Origin of the sequence: Isoptericola sp. NPDC057653 (assembly GCF_042799955.1) — a bacterium.
Taxonomy (GTDB): domain Bacteria; phylum Actinomycetota; class Actinomycetes; order Actinomycetales; family Cellulomonadaceae; genus Isoptericola.
The window spans coordinates 134,924-149,396 of record NZ_JBHVHP010000004.1 but is presented as its reverse complement, the minus strand read 5'-3'; the positions used below and the strand labels follow the sequence as shown (position 1 = coordinate 149,396).

At 75.5% G+C, this 14,473-nt stretch carries 10 protein-coding genes; 9 read left to right on the top strand and 1 reads right to left on the bottom strand.

Features of this window, described 5'->3' with window-relative positions:
• Positions 1 to 9 precede the first annotated feature (9 nt).
• Both ACFU9A_RS20295 and ACFU9A_RS20290 read left to right on the top strand, forming a co-directional pair.
• Positions 10 to 4,908: an FtsK/SpoIIIE domain-containing protein gene (locus ACFU9A_RS20295; protein WP_430577112.1), complete on the top strand. Its 4,899-nt coding sequence runs from the start codon at positions 10 to 12 to the stop codon at positions 4,906 to 4,908.
• A gap of 126 nt (positions 4,909 to 5,034) precedes the next feature.
• On the top strand, positions 5,035 to 5,283 hold the full coding sequence (locus ACFU9A_RS20290) for a WhiB family transcriptional regulator (protein WP_166849954.1): 249 nt from the start codon (positions 5,035 to 5,037) through the stop codon (positions 5,281 to 5,283).
• Positions 5,284 to 5,386: 103 nt separating this feature from the next.
• Here the strand turns inward: ACFU9A_RS20290 and ACFU9A_RS20285 are convergent, their stop codons facing one another.
• Complete coding sequence (locus ACFU9A_RS20285; protein WP_430577383.1) at positions 5,387 to 6,865, bottom strand: sensor histidine kinase; 1,479 nt, start codon at positions 6,863 to 6,865, stop codon at positions 5,387 to 5,389.
• Between the two features lie 63 nt (positions 6,866 to 6,928).
• On the opposite strand from ACFU9A_RS20285, the gene ACFU9A_RS20280 reads away from it, so the two are divergent.
• The 7 genes from ACFU9A_RS20280 to ACFU9A_RS20250 all read left to right on the top strand — a co-directional run bounded on the left by ACFU9A_RS20280 (position 6,929) and on the right by ACFU9A_RS20250 (position 14,418).
• Positions 6,929 to 7,450, top strand: coding sequence for a DUF2505 domain-containing protein (locus ACFU9A_RS20280; RefSeq protein ID WP_430577111.1), 522 nt, complete (start codon positions 6,929 to 6,931; stop codon positions 7,448 to 7,450).
• A 213-nt stretch (positions 7,451 to 7,663) separates the two neighbouring features.
• On the top strand, positions 7,664 to 8,995 hold the full coding sequence (locus ACFU9A_RS20275; RefSeq protein ID WP_430577110.1) for an ABC transporter substrate-binding protein: 1,332 nt from the start codon (positions 7,664 to 7,666) through the stop codon (positions 8,993 to 8,995).
• 138 nt (positions 8,996 to 9,133) lie between these two features.
• Positions 9,134 to 10,309, top strand: a complete 1,176-nt coding sequence (locus tag ACFU9A_RS20270; protein ID WP_430577109.1) for a carbohydrate ABC transporter permease — start codon at positions 9,134 to 9,136, stop codon at positions 10,307 to 10,309.
• Positions 10,306 to 11,226, top strand: a complete 921-nt coding sequence (locus ACFU9A_RS20265; RefSeq protein ID WP_430577108.1) for a carbohydrate ABC transporter permease — start codon at positions 10,306 to 10,308, stop codon at positions 11,224 to 11,226. Before ACFU9A_RS20270 ends, ACFU9A_RS20265 begins: the two co-directional genes overlap by 4 nt.
• Positions 11,227 to 11,303: 77 nt before the next feature.
• Positions 11,304 to 12,875, top strand: coding sequence for a glycoside hydrolase family 1 protein (locus tag ACFU9A_RS20260; protein WP_430577107.1), 1,572 nt, complete (start codon positions 11,304 to 11,306; stop codon positions 12,873 to 12,875).
• Between the two features lie 9 nt (positions 12,876 to 12,884).
• A complete protein-coding gene (locus ACFU9A_RS20255) occupies positions 12,885 to 13,895 on the top strand; it encodes a LacI family DNA-binding transcriptional regulator (protein WP_430577106.1) in 1,011 nt (336 codons plus the stop codon).
• Between the two features lie 61 nt (positions 13,896 to 13,956).
• A complete protein-coding gene (locus ACFU9A_RS20250; protein ID WP_430577105.1) occupies positions 13,957 to 14,418 on the top strand; it encodes a YdeI/OmpD-associated family protein in 462 nt (153 codons plus the stop codon).
• The last annotated feature ends 55 nt before the right edge of the window (positions 14,419 to 14,473 follow it).

Below are 14,473 nucleotides of genomic sequence, written 5' to 3'. Positions count from 1 at the left end.
CTGGAGGTCATGTCGACCTCCGCGGTGCCCGCCCTCGTCGTCCCCGCGCAGGACGACGAGGGCGGCGTGCGGGTCACCGTGCGGCCCGGCGAGGACGTGCTGCTGCCCGCCGGGGCGACCCTCGGCGCGTGCCGGGCGGAGCTCGCCGCGCTGCTGCGCCGACCGGAGCTGCGGCACGCCCCGCTCGCGGCCGACGGCGTCCACGTGGGCGACGGCGACGTCGTCGGCGAGCGACCGCTGCTGCCCGGAGCCGTCCTGTCGCTGCACGGGGCGGCACCGGACCGCGCCGGTCCCGCCGCCGCGGTGCTCGACGGCCCCTGGCTCGTCGTGCGGGCCGACGGCGTGGCCGCGGGCGCGCCGGCCGCGCTCTCCCCCGGTCTCCCGAGGTTCCTGTCCGCCGACGACGGCGACGGGGAGCGGCACGACCGGGGCGGCGGCAGCCGCACCGGGCCCGACGCGCGCGCCGCACCCGCGGGTGTCGTGGTGCGCGTGGACCCCCGACGCCCCGACCGCGTCACGGTCAGGCGGACGCCGCGCGGGCGGAAGGCAGGACGGGCGCGCACCCCGTCCCTGGTCGCCGCGGGGCCGGGACGGGCGGCGGAGTCGACAGGTCCCCGACCGCGGCGGGTGGGCCGGGCCCCGCGCCGCTGGCGCCCGGGCACCCGCCTCGAGCTGCCGGGGCGCGCAGGGCCGGCCTCCTGGACGCTGCACCGCTCGGGCGCCGTCGCGACGTGGCTGGACGCGGACGGCGCGGGCGCCGACCTCGCCGGGCCGCCGCCGGGGACGCCCGGCGCGGGGGTGCTCGCCGCCGCCGCGCTGCCCGTGGCCGGCTCGCTGCTCCTCGCGGCCGTGCTGCGCCAGCCCGCCTACGCGCTGTTCGCGCTGCTCGGGGTGGGTGCGCTGGTGCCCCAGCTCGTCGCGGCGCGACGGCGTCGCCGCGCCGCGGACCGGCCCGCGGACACCTCTGCGGTCGCCCCCCGGGCCGAGGACGACGGGGGGCCGGGCACCGAGCGGAACACCCCGGTGGGCGGCGCGCCGGGACCCCTGCTCGCGCGGCTCGCCGCGGCGCACCAGGCGTCGGACGGCGCATGGCGGGCCGCCGTCGAGCGTGCGACGAGACGGGCACCCGGCCCCCGGCCGTCGCGGCCCCCGGGTCCCGGGCCGGGCGTGTCGGGGCGGGGCGGGCCGGGACCGGGTCGCAGCGCGGCGCGCGCGGTCGCGCGCCGGGTCCCGGACGGCGCGGTCGCGCTCGTCGGCCCCCGGCGCGACGTGCTCGCGGCCGCGCGGTCGATCGTCGTGGAGCTCGCGGCGGCGGGCGCCTCCGTCGACGTGCGCGGTGACGCCGGTACGTGGTCGTGGTGCCGGTGGCTACCGCGCGGCGGGCCGCCGGTGCTGGTCGTCGACGCGCCCGACGCCGAGGCGGTGCTCGCGGGCACCGCGCCGCGCGACGACGTCCTCGCACGCGGCGGGGCCGTGCTCCTGTGCCTGCCCGACGGCGCCCCGGTGCCGGCGTGGTGCCGCACGGTCTGGCGGGTGCGCGGCGGTCGCACCCGCCGCACGGCACCGGACGGGTCGGCGACCACCGGGCCGCTGGTCGGGATCGAGGCGGCGCGGGCGGAGCAGGCCGCCCGCCTCGTCGCCGGGCTGGCCGGTCTGCGCCGCTCGCTCGGCGACCTGGACCCCGGGGGCGGCACCACCGGCACGGCGGGCCCGGCCGGCGACGGCGACCCCACCGATCCTCGGCTCCCCGCCGCGGTCCCGCTGGTCGCGCTGCTCGACGACCCCGCCGACCCCGGCACCGCCTGGGACTCCCCGCGCGGCTGGGCGGTGCCGATCGGCCGGGACGCCCGCGGCCGCCCCGTGACGTTCGACCTGATGGCCGACGGTCCCCACCTGCTCGTCGCCGGGACGACCGGGTCGGGCAAGTCGGAGCTGCTGCAGTCGCTGGTGCTGGGCCTCGCGGCCCGCCGGTCGCCGCGCGACCTCGCGCTGGCCCTCGTCGACTTCAAGGGCGGGGCGTCGTTCGGCGGGTGCGGGCTGCTGCCGCACGTGGTGGGCCAGGTGACCGACCTCGATCCCGGCCTCGCCGGGCGCGCCCTCGCCGGGCTGCGCGCCGAGCTCCACCGACGCGAGCGGGTGCTCGCCCGCCACGGCGCCGCCGACCTCGCCGCCCTGCCGGCGGGGCTGGCCGACGCGCCGCCCCGGCTGGTCGTCGTCGTGGACGAGTTCCGAGCCCTGGCCGACGACCTCCCCGACTTCCTGCCCGGGCTGCTCCGGGTGGCCGCGCAGGGCCGGTCGCTGGGCGTGCACCTCGTCCTCGCGACGCAGCGTCCGGCCGGGGCCGTGAGCGCCGACGTCCGGGCCAACGTGTCCGCGCGGCTCGCCCTGCGGGTGGTGGACGCCGCCGACTCGCTCGACGTCGTCGAGACGCCGGCGGCCGCCCGGATCCTTCCCCACACCCCCGGGCGCGCGGTGCTGCGGTGCGGGGCCGCGGCCCCCGTGGCGCTGCAGTGCGCCCACGCCTCCGGCCGGCCCGCCGCGCGAGCCGCCGTCCGGCGTGCCCCGGCCCTCGGCGCCGTCACCGGGGGCGACCTTGCGGGTCCCGACGGGACGCCGCGTGCTGGGGCGGTGCCTGCCGGGGCGCCGCGCGCAGAGCCCCTGCGCACCGAGGCCTCGCGCTCCGAGACCTCGCCCGGCAAGGCGCTGCCCGACCCCGTCTCGGAGCTCGTCGAGGCGTGCCGGGCGGCGGCCGCGGAGCGCGGGCTGGGCCCCGGGCCCGCGCCGTGGCTGCCCCCGCTGCCGGACCGCGTCACCGCCGACGACCCCGCCCTGCTCGCCGCCGAGCGCGCCCCCGCGCCGGAGGACGCGCCCGGCGGCCGGCCAGGACCGGTCGGTTCCGCCGTCGCGGACGACGCCGCCCCCCGCCGCCGGGCCGAGCAGCGTCGGACCGACCAGAGCTGCACCGACCCCAGCCGCACCGACCCGAGCCGCACCGACCCGCCCGGCCTGCCCGTCGCCCTCGGCGACGACCCGGCACGCCAGCGCCGCACGCTGCTGCGCTGGGTGCCGGCGGCCGGCCACCTGGGCGTCGTGGGACCGGCGCGCTCGGGCCGGACCACGGCGCTCCTGGCCTTGGCCGGCACCGCCCTGGACCGTGGCTGGCAGGTGCACGCGCTCGTGCCCTCCGCGGCGTCGCCGCGGTTCGCCGGGCTGGAACGGCGGGCCGGGTTCGGCACGCTCGCCGGCCCCGGGTCCCCGCGGCGCTCGGCGCGGCTGCTGCGCCTCCTGGCCGCGCAGCCTCCCCGGGTGCCGACGCTCGTGGTGGTCGACGGCGTGGAGGAGCTGCGCGCCACGCTGGCCGGGCCCGACCCGTGGGACCCGCTCGCGCGGGCGCTGGCGGCCCCCGGGGTCGCGTTCGCCGTCGCGTCCGACGGCGCGATGCTCGGCGGTCTTGCCGCGCGGGTGGGCCCCCGCCTCGTGCTGCTCGGGCGCGAGCCGCACGCCGACGTGCTGCTCGGCGCGCCGCCGGAGCTGGCCGGACGGGGCGGCCCGTCCGGGCGCGCGGCCTGGGTCGGGCGCGACCGGCTCCTGTGCCAGGTGCTGCTCCCGGCCGAGACGGCGCTCGAGGGCCCGGCCGCCGACCCGCCACGGTCGGAGCACCCGGGCGGGCCGCCCGTCGTCGTGCGTGAGCTCCCGGCCGTCGTCGGCGAGCGCGACATGGCGCCCGTCGGCCGCCACCGGGCCGCGACCCGCGACGCGCTGAGGGTCCCGATCGGCGTGGGTGGCGACGCCGCGGTGCCCGTCTCCCTCGACGTCACGCGGGGCGCCCTGGTCACCGGCCCGCGCGGCAGCGGCCGCACCACGGTGCTGCGGCTGGTCACCCGGTGGCTCGCGGCGACGGGGCGGCTCGCGGGCGTGGTCGCCCGCGACGCCGCGCTGCGCGGGGACGCGGGGACGGCGCCGGCTGCGCCCCCGTCGCCCGGGGCCCTCGGCCCGCTGCTCGACGGCCTGGGCGCGGGCGTCCTCGTGGTCGACGACCTGGACGCGCTCGCGCAGCAGCACCCGCTGGAGGCGGACCGGCTCGCGGCGCTGCTCGACGCCGACGATCGAGCCCTCGTGGCGGCGTCGACGACGACCGGGACCGTCCTGGCCCACCGCGGCGCGCTGGCGGAGCTGCGCGCCCGGCGCACCGCCGTGGTCCTGCACCCCGGTGAGCGCGGGGCCGACGAGGTCCTCGGGGTGGCGCTGGCCGACGCCGTCGACCCGGGCCCGGCACGTCCCGGCCGCGGCGCCCTCGTGCAGTCCGGGCAGGTGCTCGCGGTGCAGGTCGCCCGACCGGGCCGCACCCCGTCCGGCGAACGGCCCGCCGGACCGCCGGCGGCCCGACGGTCGGGCTCAGCGGGAGGTCGCCTCGACCACCCGACGCGTCATGACGGCGACGAGGACGGCGGCGGCCACCAGCAGCAGGCCGATCCCGGCGAGCACCGCCCAGGCGGCCCCGGCCGTGAACAGGCTGACGCCGACGAGGCCCTGCATGATCTGCCAGACCACGACGGGGGCCCGCCCGCCGCGCCGCCCGGCCCACAGGGCGCGGCAGGCGACCACGAGCAGCCAGCCGAGGCCCAGGAAGAACAGCACGAGGAACACGCTCACGGCTACGCTGTTGGAGGCACCGCGCACCAGCTCGACGCCGACCATCGCGGCAGCGGCGACGAGCAGCAGCACCTCGATCCCGACGCCGGCCGCGACCACCCGCAGCCCTGGCGGGCGAGACCCGTCGGGAGCGCCGTCGGTGCCGGACGAGGGGGTGACAGGAGCGCGCATGACACGTCAGAATACGTGCGACCTGCGGTTTCACGACAGTGTGATCAAGCACTCACGCTTCATGCCCGAGAAACTTCCACGTAACCCCTTGTGCGGCGCTTCACGAGGTGTGACGCTGGTCAGCAGATCAACCCCCACCCATCGGACCCGGTTTCGCGCGCCCTCATGCGCCCGCCGATCGACCAGGTCCCCCTGCACCGAGGAGATGACATGGACTGGCGCCACAAGGCCGCCTGCCTCGACGAGGACCCTGAGCTCTTCTTCCCCATCGGCAACACCGGCCCCGCCCTCCTGCAGATCGAGGAGGCGAAGGCCGTCTGCCGTCGCTGCGACGTCGTGGACACGTGCCTCAAGTGGGCCATCGAGTCCGGTCAGGACGCCGGCGTCTGGGGCGGCATGAGCGAGGACGAGCGCCGGGCGCTCAAGCGCCGCACCGCGCGCGCCCGCCGCGCCGGCTGACGCCACCGCGACACACGACAGAGGGGACGGACCGCAGGCGCGGCCCGTCCCCTCTGTCGTCCCCTCTGTGGTCCCCTCGCGCCGGCGGGGCGGCGCGCCCGGCCTACCGGCCGGGCTGACCGTCGCGCAGCTCCAGCTCCAGCACCACCTGCGTGCCCCCGCCGTCGCGCGCCTGCCAGTCGATGGTGCCGCGCAGCTCGTTGGTCACCAGCGTCTGCACGATCTGCGACCCGAGCCCGCTGCGCGACGCACGCCCCAGGGTGGCGATGCCCTCCGGCATGCCCACGCCGTCGTCCGCCACGACCACCCGCATCGACGCGCCGTCGCGCTGCACGTCGATCTCGACGGTGCCGGTCTCGCGCCCCGGGAACCCGTGCTCGACGGCGTTGGTCACCAGCTCGGTGAGCACCAGCGCGAGCGGCGTCGCGTCCTGCGCGGGCACCATCCCGAACGACCCGGACTGGCGGGTGCGGACCTGCGTGCGCGTGGAGGCGACGTCGGCGGCGAGCCGCAGCGCGCGGCTCAGCATGTCGTCGAGCTCCACGTTCTCGTCGAGGGTCTGCGAGAGCGACTCGTGCACCATCGAGATCGTCGCGACCCGGCGCATCGCCTCCTCGAGCGCCGCGCGCGCCTCGGGCACGTCCATGCGGCGCGCCTGGAGGCGCAGCAGGGCGGCGACGGTGGCGAGGTTGTTCTTCACGCGGTGGTGGATCTCGCGGATCGTCGCGTCCTTGGTCATGAGCTCGCGCTCGCGCCGACGCAGCTCGGACACGTCGCGGCAGAGCAGGACGGCGCCGATGCGCTGCCCGTGGTCGGTGAGCGGCAGGGCCCGCAGGGACAGCGCCACGCCCTTGGCCTCGATGTCGGTGCGCCAGGGCGCGCGCCCCATCACGACCAGCGGCAGCGACTCGTCGACCGTGTCCTGGTGCTGCACGATGTCGGCGGTCACCTCGACCAGCGACTGCCCGACCAGCGGGCCGATGACGCCGAGCCGGTGGAAGCACGACAGCGCGTTCGGGCTGGCGTACAGCACCTCGCCCTCGGAGTTCAGGCGGATCAGCCCGTCACCCACGCGCGGCGCGCCGCGGCGCGGGCCCGTGGCCGCGTTGGGCGCGGGGTACTCGCCGCGCGCGATCATCGCGAGGATGTCGTCGGCCGACTCCACGTAGTTCAGCTCGAGGCGGCTGGGCGTGCGGCCCGACCCGAGGTTCGTCTGGCGTGCGACGACGGCGATGGCCCGCCCCTCGTGCACGACCGGCACGGCCTCCTCCCGGACGGCGTACGCGCCGAACCAGCGCGGCTCGCGGGAGCGCTGTGCCCGCCCCTCCGTCATCGCCGCGGCGAGCTGCGGGCGCTGCCCGTCGGGGGCGAGCGAACCGACGATGTCGTCGTAGTGCACCGTGGCGCCGGTCGAGGGCCGGCACTGGGCGAGGGCGACGAAGCCGCCGTCGGCGGTCGGCAGCCACAGCACCAGGTCGGCGAACGCGAGGTCTGACACGAGCTGCCAGTCGCCGACGAGAAGGTGCAACCACTCGACGTCTCCCTCGGAGAGGTCGGTGTTCTGGGCGATGAGGTCACTCATGGCGGACACGCCCACCAGAGTACGGGCGCTACCGCTCTTGCCCGGCGTCGGTAGGGTGACCTCGTGCACCTGACCGTGGAGCTCACCTACGCGGCGGCCACCGACGAGGTCGTGGCGATGCTCGCCGACGAGGCGTTCGTGCGCTGGCGCGCCGGCCGTGGCCTCGGCGGCCGCGTCGAGCAGACGGACGTGACCGGGAGCCCCGCCGACGGCTTCACCATCGTCGTGCGGCGCACGCTGCCCACCGACCAGATCCCCGCGCAGGTCCGGCCGTTCGTCGGCGACCACCTGGAGATCCGGCAGGCGGAGGTCTGGGAGGCCCCGAAGGGCGACCTGCGCACGGGGACGATCGCCGTCGAGATCGCGGGCGCGCCGGTGCGCGTCACGGGCACGGTGCGGCTCGAGCCGCTCCCCGACGGCAGCACCCGGCAGGTGTACGACGGCGAGGTCCGCGCCACGGTGCCGCTCTTCGGGGCGGCGGTGGCCGAGGCCGCCGCGCAGGCGGTCCGCACGACCCTCGAGGCCGAGGGCGCCGCCGGTCGCGAGTGGCTCGCCGAGCGCGCCGCCCCGGGTGAAGACCGGTAACGATCCGGACAAGGCCGCCGTCCTGAGCGGCCGCTGACCTGCGGTGACGCTGGCGCCGACGTCACGATGCGGCATCGGCGCCGCCACCAGGCTTGACTTCCGCACCTCCCGGAAGCCAGCATCTTCCTGGCTGTGGGAGCGCTACCACCATGGAGGTGGGAGCGCTACCAACACTCCATCTCTCGCATGCCCGAACCAGACAAGGGAGTCACCGTGCTGGACAGCACCCGACCCACCCGCCGAGCCCGCCGCGTCGTCGCGGCCACGGCCGGCGTCGCGACCCTCGCTCTCGCCCTGACCGCCTGCGGCGGCGACTCCGACGACGCCGGCAACGACCAGGCCTCCCCCGACGGCAAGGTCACCCTGACGGTCGCCACGTTCAACGACTTCGGCTACACCGACGAGCTGCTCGCCAAGTACACCGAGGAGCACCCGAACGTCACGGTCAAGCAGGTCAAGGCCGCGAAGTCCGAGGACGCCCGCAACAACCTCACGACCAAGCTCGCCGCCGGCGGCGAGGGCCTGGCCGACATCGAGGCCATCGAGGTCGACTGGCTCCCCGAGCTCATGACCTACCCCGACCTGTTCGAGGACCTGGCCGACCCGTCCCTCGACGGCCGCTGGCTGGACTGGAAGGTCCAGCAGGCCACCACCTCCGAGGGCAAGGTCATCGGCTACGGCACCGACATCGGCCCGGAGGCCATCTGCTACCGGTCCGACCTGTTCAAGAAGGCCGGCCTGCCCACGGACCGCGAGAAGGTCGCCGAGCTGCTCGGCGGCGCGGACGCCACGTGGGAGGACTACTTCAACGTCGGCAAGCAGTTCGTCGCCAAGTCGGACGCCGCCTGGTTCGACGGCGCCGTGCCCACCTACCAGGGCATGGTCAACCAGCTCGAGGGTGCCTACGAGGACCCGTCCACGGGCGAGCCCAAGGACCTCAAGACGAACACCGAGATCAAGGACCTGTACGACCAGGTCCTCAACGCCTCGGTGGACGACGACCTGTCGGCCGGCCTCGAGCAGTGGGGCGAGGACTGGGTCGCCGGCTTCCAGAAGGGCGCCTGGGCCACCATGCTCTGCCCGGCCTGGATGACCGGTCCGATCGAGCAGAACTCCGGCGGCATCACCGGCTGGGACGTCGCCGACGTCTTCCCCGGCGGCGGCGGCAACTGGGGCGGCTCGTTCCTCACCGTCCCGGCCTCGGGCGCCAACACCGCGGCGGCCAAGGAGCTCGCCGCGTGGCTGACCGACCCCGCGCAGCAGACGACCGCGTTCGAGAACGCCGGCACCTTCCCGTCGCAGGTCGACGCGCAGGCGTCGGACGCCGTGCAGAACTCCACCAACGAGTTCTTCAACGACGCCCCGGTGGGCCAGATCTTCTCGACGCGTGCCGCCGCCATCCAGGGCGCGCCGTTCAAGGGCAAGAACTACTTCGCCATCCACCAGTCCGTGCAGAACGCGCTGAACCGCGTGGACCTCAACGGTGACGACGCAGAGAAGAGCTGGCAGGGCGCGCTCGACGAGTACGCCTCGCTCGGTCTCTGACCCTCCGACCGGGTCCTGACCACCAGGTCCCGCCCGGTCGCCCCGCTGGTCGAGCCTGCCGGAACCCCTCCCCGGTCCCGGCAGGCTCGACCGGCACCCCGCAGGCCCTCGTTCGGCGCAACGCACAGGAAGCAGCAGATGGCCGTCCTCTCCCCCACCCAACCCTCGCAGCGCGCGGGGCGCGAGCCCCGCCCGCCCCGACGACTCGGCTTCTCCCAGCGGCTCGGCCGCTGGGACGTGAAGGTCTCGCCCTACCTGTACATCTCGCCGTTCTTCGTCATCTTCGCCGTCACCGGCCTGTTCCCCCTCGCGTACACGGCCTTCGTGTCGATGCACGACTGGAACCTGCTCGGCGGCCAGGGCGACTTCGTCGGCCTGCAGAACTACGTCGACGTGCTGCACCAGCCCGTCTTCTGGAAGTCGCTGGTCAACACCTTCTCGATCTTCGTCTTCTCGAGCATCCCGCAGGTGCTCCTCGCGATCACGATCGCGGCCCTGCTCGACCAGAACCTGCGCGCCGCGACCTTCTGGCGCATGGGCGTGCTCATCCCCTACGTCGTGGCCCCCGTCGCGGTCTCGATGATCTTCGGGCGCATGTTCGCCGACCAGTACGGCCTCATCAACGAGCTGCTCGGGCTGGTCGGGATCGACCCCGTCGGCTGGCACAGCGACCGGATCGCGAGCCACATCGCGATCGCGTCGATGGTGAACTTCCGCTGGACGGGCTACAACGCGCTGATCTTCCTCGCCGCGATGCAGGCCGTGCCGCGCGAGCTCTACGAGGCCGCCGTCATCGACGGCGCCGGCCGCGCCCGCCAGTTCTTCTCCGTCACCGTGCCGCAGATCCGCGCCACCATCATCTTCGTCGTCATCACCTCGACGATCGGCGGCCTGCAGATCTTCGACGAGGTCCGCATGTACGACGCGTACGGTCTCGGCGGCCCCGACAAGGACTGGATGACCACGGTCGTCTACCTGTACGACGTCGCGTGGGGCAACCAGAAGAACTTCGGCCGCGCGTCCGCGGTCGCCTGGCTGCTCTTCCTGCTGATCGTCCTCATCGGCCTGATCAACTTCCTCGCCACCCGCCGCATCGCGACGTCCGGCCCGAAGGCGCCGAAGGTCAGCCGCCGGCACACCCGGCAGCTGCTCGCCCAGGCGCAGACCGCCGGCCGCACCGCCCCGGCCGCCGCTCCCGCCGCTCCCGCCGCGCCCGCGCCGGCCCGCGGGGACGCACCGCCTTCCTTCCCGCCGACGACGCACCCGACGGCCACGCCCACCGACACCACCACCGACCGGGAGGACCGCCGATGAGCTCCGTCGCCGTCACCGCCCAGACCGCCGGCCCCCGCGCGGCCCGCGCCGCCGCCAAGCGCCGCCGCCGCGGCAAGGGCACCCGCACGGCCCAGCGCCGTCCGGGGCGCGTCACCTACGTGCTGCTCGGGCTCGTGGTGCTGATCTCGGTCTTCCCGCTGTACTTCACGCTGCTGCTCGGGTCCTCCGACCCCACGTCGATCGCCCAGCACGCCGTGCCGCAGTGGCTGCCCGACTCGAGCCTGTTCACGCAGTTCGCCGAGGTGATCAACTCCGACCAGATCAACTTCTGGAAGGCGCTCGCGAACTCGGTGATCATCGCCGTGATCACGTCGGCCTCCGTGGTCCTGTTCTCCACGCTCGCCGGGTACTCGTTCGCCAAGCTCCGCTTCCGCGGGCGCGGGCCGCTGCTGGTGTTCGTCATCGCGACGATGGCCGTGCCGACCCAGCTCGGCGTCATCCCGATGTACATCCTCATGACCGACCTCGACTGGATCGGCAAGCTGCAGGCCGTCATCGTGCCCGCGCTCGTCACCGCGTTCGGCGTCTTCTGGATGACCCAGTACCTCTCCGAGGCGCTGCCCTACGAGCTCATCGAGGCCGCGCGCGTCGACGGCGCGTCCATGATCCGTACGTTCTGGTCGGTGGCGCTCCCCGCCGCCCGCCCGGCCGCCGCGATGCTCGGCCTGTTCACCTTCGTGCAGCAGTGGACCAACTACTTCTGGCCGTCGATCGTGCTGAACCAGAGCAACCCGACGCTGCCGCTGGTCGTGAAGTCGCTGCAGTCGAACTACTTCGTGGACTACTCGCTCGTGATGGGCGGCATCTTCCTCGTGACGCTGCCGCTGCTGGTGATCTTCGCCTTCGTCGGCCGCCAGCTCGTCGCCGGCATCATGGCCGGCGCGGTCAAGGGCTGACCCCGGCGGCGACCCCACCCGTCCCCCCTCCCGCCCAACGCTGCGGGAGCCTCGCACCGATGGAAAGATCCGAATCCATGACCCTCCCCACCCCCGGCGCGCGCCGGGCGGCCCCCGGCACCGCCGTGCCGTTCACGCCCTCCGCGCCCCTCACGACCTCCCCGCACGCCGCCGGGGCGGTCGCCTTCCCGGACGGCTTCCTCTGGGGCACCGCCACCGCCGCGTTCCAGATCGAGGGGGCGTCGACCGAGGGCGGCCGCGAGGACTCGGTCTGGGACGCCTTCTGCCGCATCCCCGGCGCCGTGAAGAACGGCGACGACGGCACCGTGGCCGACGACCACTACCACCGCTACCGCGAGGACGTGGCGCTCATGCAGCGCCTCCACCTCGACACGTACCGGTTCTCGACGTCGTGGGCGCGGGTCATGCCCGACGGCAAGTCGGTCAACGCCGAGGGGCTGGACTTCTACTCGCGCCTCGTCGACGAGCTGCTCGCCGCCGACGTCATGCCGTGGCTGACGCTCTACCACTGGGACCTGCCGCAGGCGCTCGAGGAGCTCGGCGGCTGGCCGAACCGCGACACCGCGTCCCGCTTCGTCGACTACGCGGTGACCATGCACGAGGCCCTGGGCGACCGGGTCAAGGTGTGGGCCACGCTCAACGAGCCCTGGTGCTCGGCCTTCCTCGGCTACACGTCCGGCGCGCACGCGCCCGGGAAGAAGTCGCCGGAGCTCGGCCTCGCCGCCGCGCACCACCTCATGCTCGCCCACGGCGGCGCCGTGCAGGCGCTGCGCGAGCGCGACCCCGAGGCCGTGCTGGGGCTCACGCTCAACTTCACCGTGTCCGACCCCGTCGACCCGACGGACCCGGCGGACGTGGACGTCGCGCGCCGCGACGACGGCATGTTCAACCGGTTCTTCCTCGACCCGATCCTGCGCGGCACCTACCCGCAGGACCTGCTCGACGACGTCGCGCACCTCGGGTTCGCCGACGTCGTGCGTGCGGGCGACCTCGAGGTGATCTCCACCCCGATCGACGTGCTGGGCGTCAACTACTACAACGGCGGCGCCGTGTCGGCCACGCCGCAGGTGCCCGCCGGCGAGACCCCCGAGGGGACCGCCGGCCCCGACGGCGCGCGCGAGACGACCGAGGGCGCCCCCGTGTGGGAGACCCGGTCGCCGAACCCCGTGCCCGACGGCATCCACCACCACAGCCGCGCCCTGCCCACCACCGACATGGGCTGGGAGGTGCAGCCGGAGGGCCTCACGCGCCTGCTCACCCGGCTGCAGCAGGACTACACCGGGCCGCGCGGCACCTCGATGTACATCACCGAGAACGGCGCCGCCTACCCCGACGTCGTGCAGGCCGACGGCAGCGTGGACGACCAGGAGCGCCTCGCATTCGTCGACGCGCACCTGCGCGCCGTCCGCGACGCGATCGACGCCGGCGCCGACGTGCGCGGCTACTTCGCCTGGTCGCTGATGGACAACTTCGAGTGGGCCCTCGGCTACTCCAAGCGCTTCGGCCTGGTGCACGTGGACTACGACACGCAGGAGCGCACGGTGAAGTCGTCCGGCCGCTGGTACGCCGAGGTGGCCCGCACGGGCGTCGTGCCCGCGCGCGCCGTGACCGGCGCGGACGCGGAGTAGTCTCCGCTGGTGGTCATCGAGCATCCCAGCCCCACGCTGGACGACGTCGCCCGGACCGCGGGAGTCTCGCGGTCCACGGCGTCGCGCGCCATCAACGGCGGAGACCGGGTGTCGCCGGAGGCCCAGTCCGCCGTCGACGACGCGGTCGCCCGGCTCGGGTACGCCCCGAACCGGGCGGCCCGCTCGCTGGTCACCCGCCGCACCGACTCCATCGCGCTGGTCGTGCCCGAGCCCGACGCCCGCATCCTCACCGACCCGTTCCTCGCGGGGGTGCTGCGCGGGGTCAGCGAGGGCCTGACCGGCACGGAGCTGCAGCTCGTGCTGCTGCTCGCCCGCCCCGGCGAGCCGCCGGGCCACATCGCCCGCTACCTGCGCTCCGGGCACGTGGACGGTGTGATCGTGGCGTCGCACCACAAGGAGGACCAGCTCGAGCCCGAGCTGGTGCGCTCCCAGCTGCCGGCCGTGTTCGTGGGGCGCCCCTTCGACACCGACTCGCTGCACTTCGTGGACGTCGACAACGCCTCCGGCGGGCGCACGGCCACCCAGCGGCTCGTGGACCGCGGCTGCCGGCGGATCGCCACGATCACCGGCCCGCTCGACATGACCGCGGCCGTCGACCGGCACGACGCCTGGCGGCACACGCTCGAGGACGCCGGCCTGCCTGCCGTCGCCGTCGAGAACGGCGACTTCACCGTCACGGGCGGCGCCGAGGCGATGCAGCGGATCCTGGCCGCGCACCCGGACGTCGACGGCGTCTTCGCCGCGTCGGACCTCATGGCCACGGGCGCGCTGCAGGTGTTGCGCGAGTCAGGCCGGTCCGTGCCCGGCGACGTCGCCCTCGTGGGCTTCGACGCCCTCGGCGCGGAGCGCACGACGCCGCGGCTCACCACGGTGCTGCAGCCCGTCGTCGAGATGGTCACGGCCGCGACGTCGACGCTGCTCGACGTGCTCTCCGGCGTCGGCGCTCCCCCGCAGCCGCAGATCTTCGTCCCCCGGCTGATCGAGGGCGAGTCGGCGTAGCCGTCGCTACCGTGCTCGGTAGCCGGCGGCACCGGGCCGCCGCACCGCGGACGGAGGCGGCATGAGCGAGGCACCCACGGTCCAGACGTTCACCACGACCCTGCTCGCCACCGGCGGCAACAACGTGGGGCTCCCCGTGCCGGACGACGTCGTCGCGGCGTTCGACCGGGGCCGCCGCGTGCCCGTCGTCGTGACGATCGACGACGGGTACACCTACCGCACGACCGTCTCGTCGATGGGCGGCCGGTTCCTCGTCTCCTTCAACGCCGAGACGCGCCGGGCCACCGGCCGAGGCGCCGGCGACGAGGTGGCCGTGCGGCTCGAGCTCGACGACGCGCCCCGCACCGTGGACGTGCCGCCCGCCCTGGCCGCGGCCCTCGCCGACCGGCCGGACGCGGCCGCCGCCTGGGCGGCCCTCTCGGCGAGCAGGCAGAAGGCCCACGCGCTCAGCGTGGACGGCGCCAAGACCGACGAGACCCGCGACCGCCGCGTCGCCAAGGTGCTCGAGTCCCTCACCGCCTGACGGCCGCCGGCGCCACGAGATCGGTCCCCGGTCCGAGACCGGTCGACATGCGGAC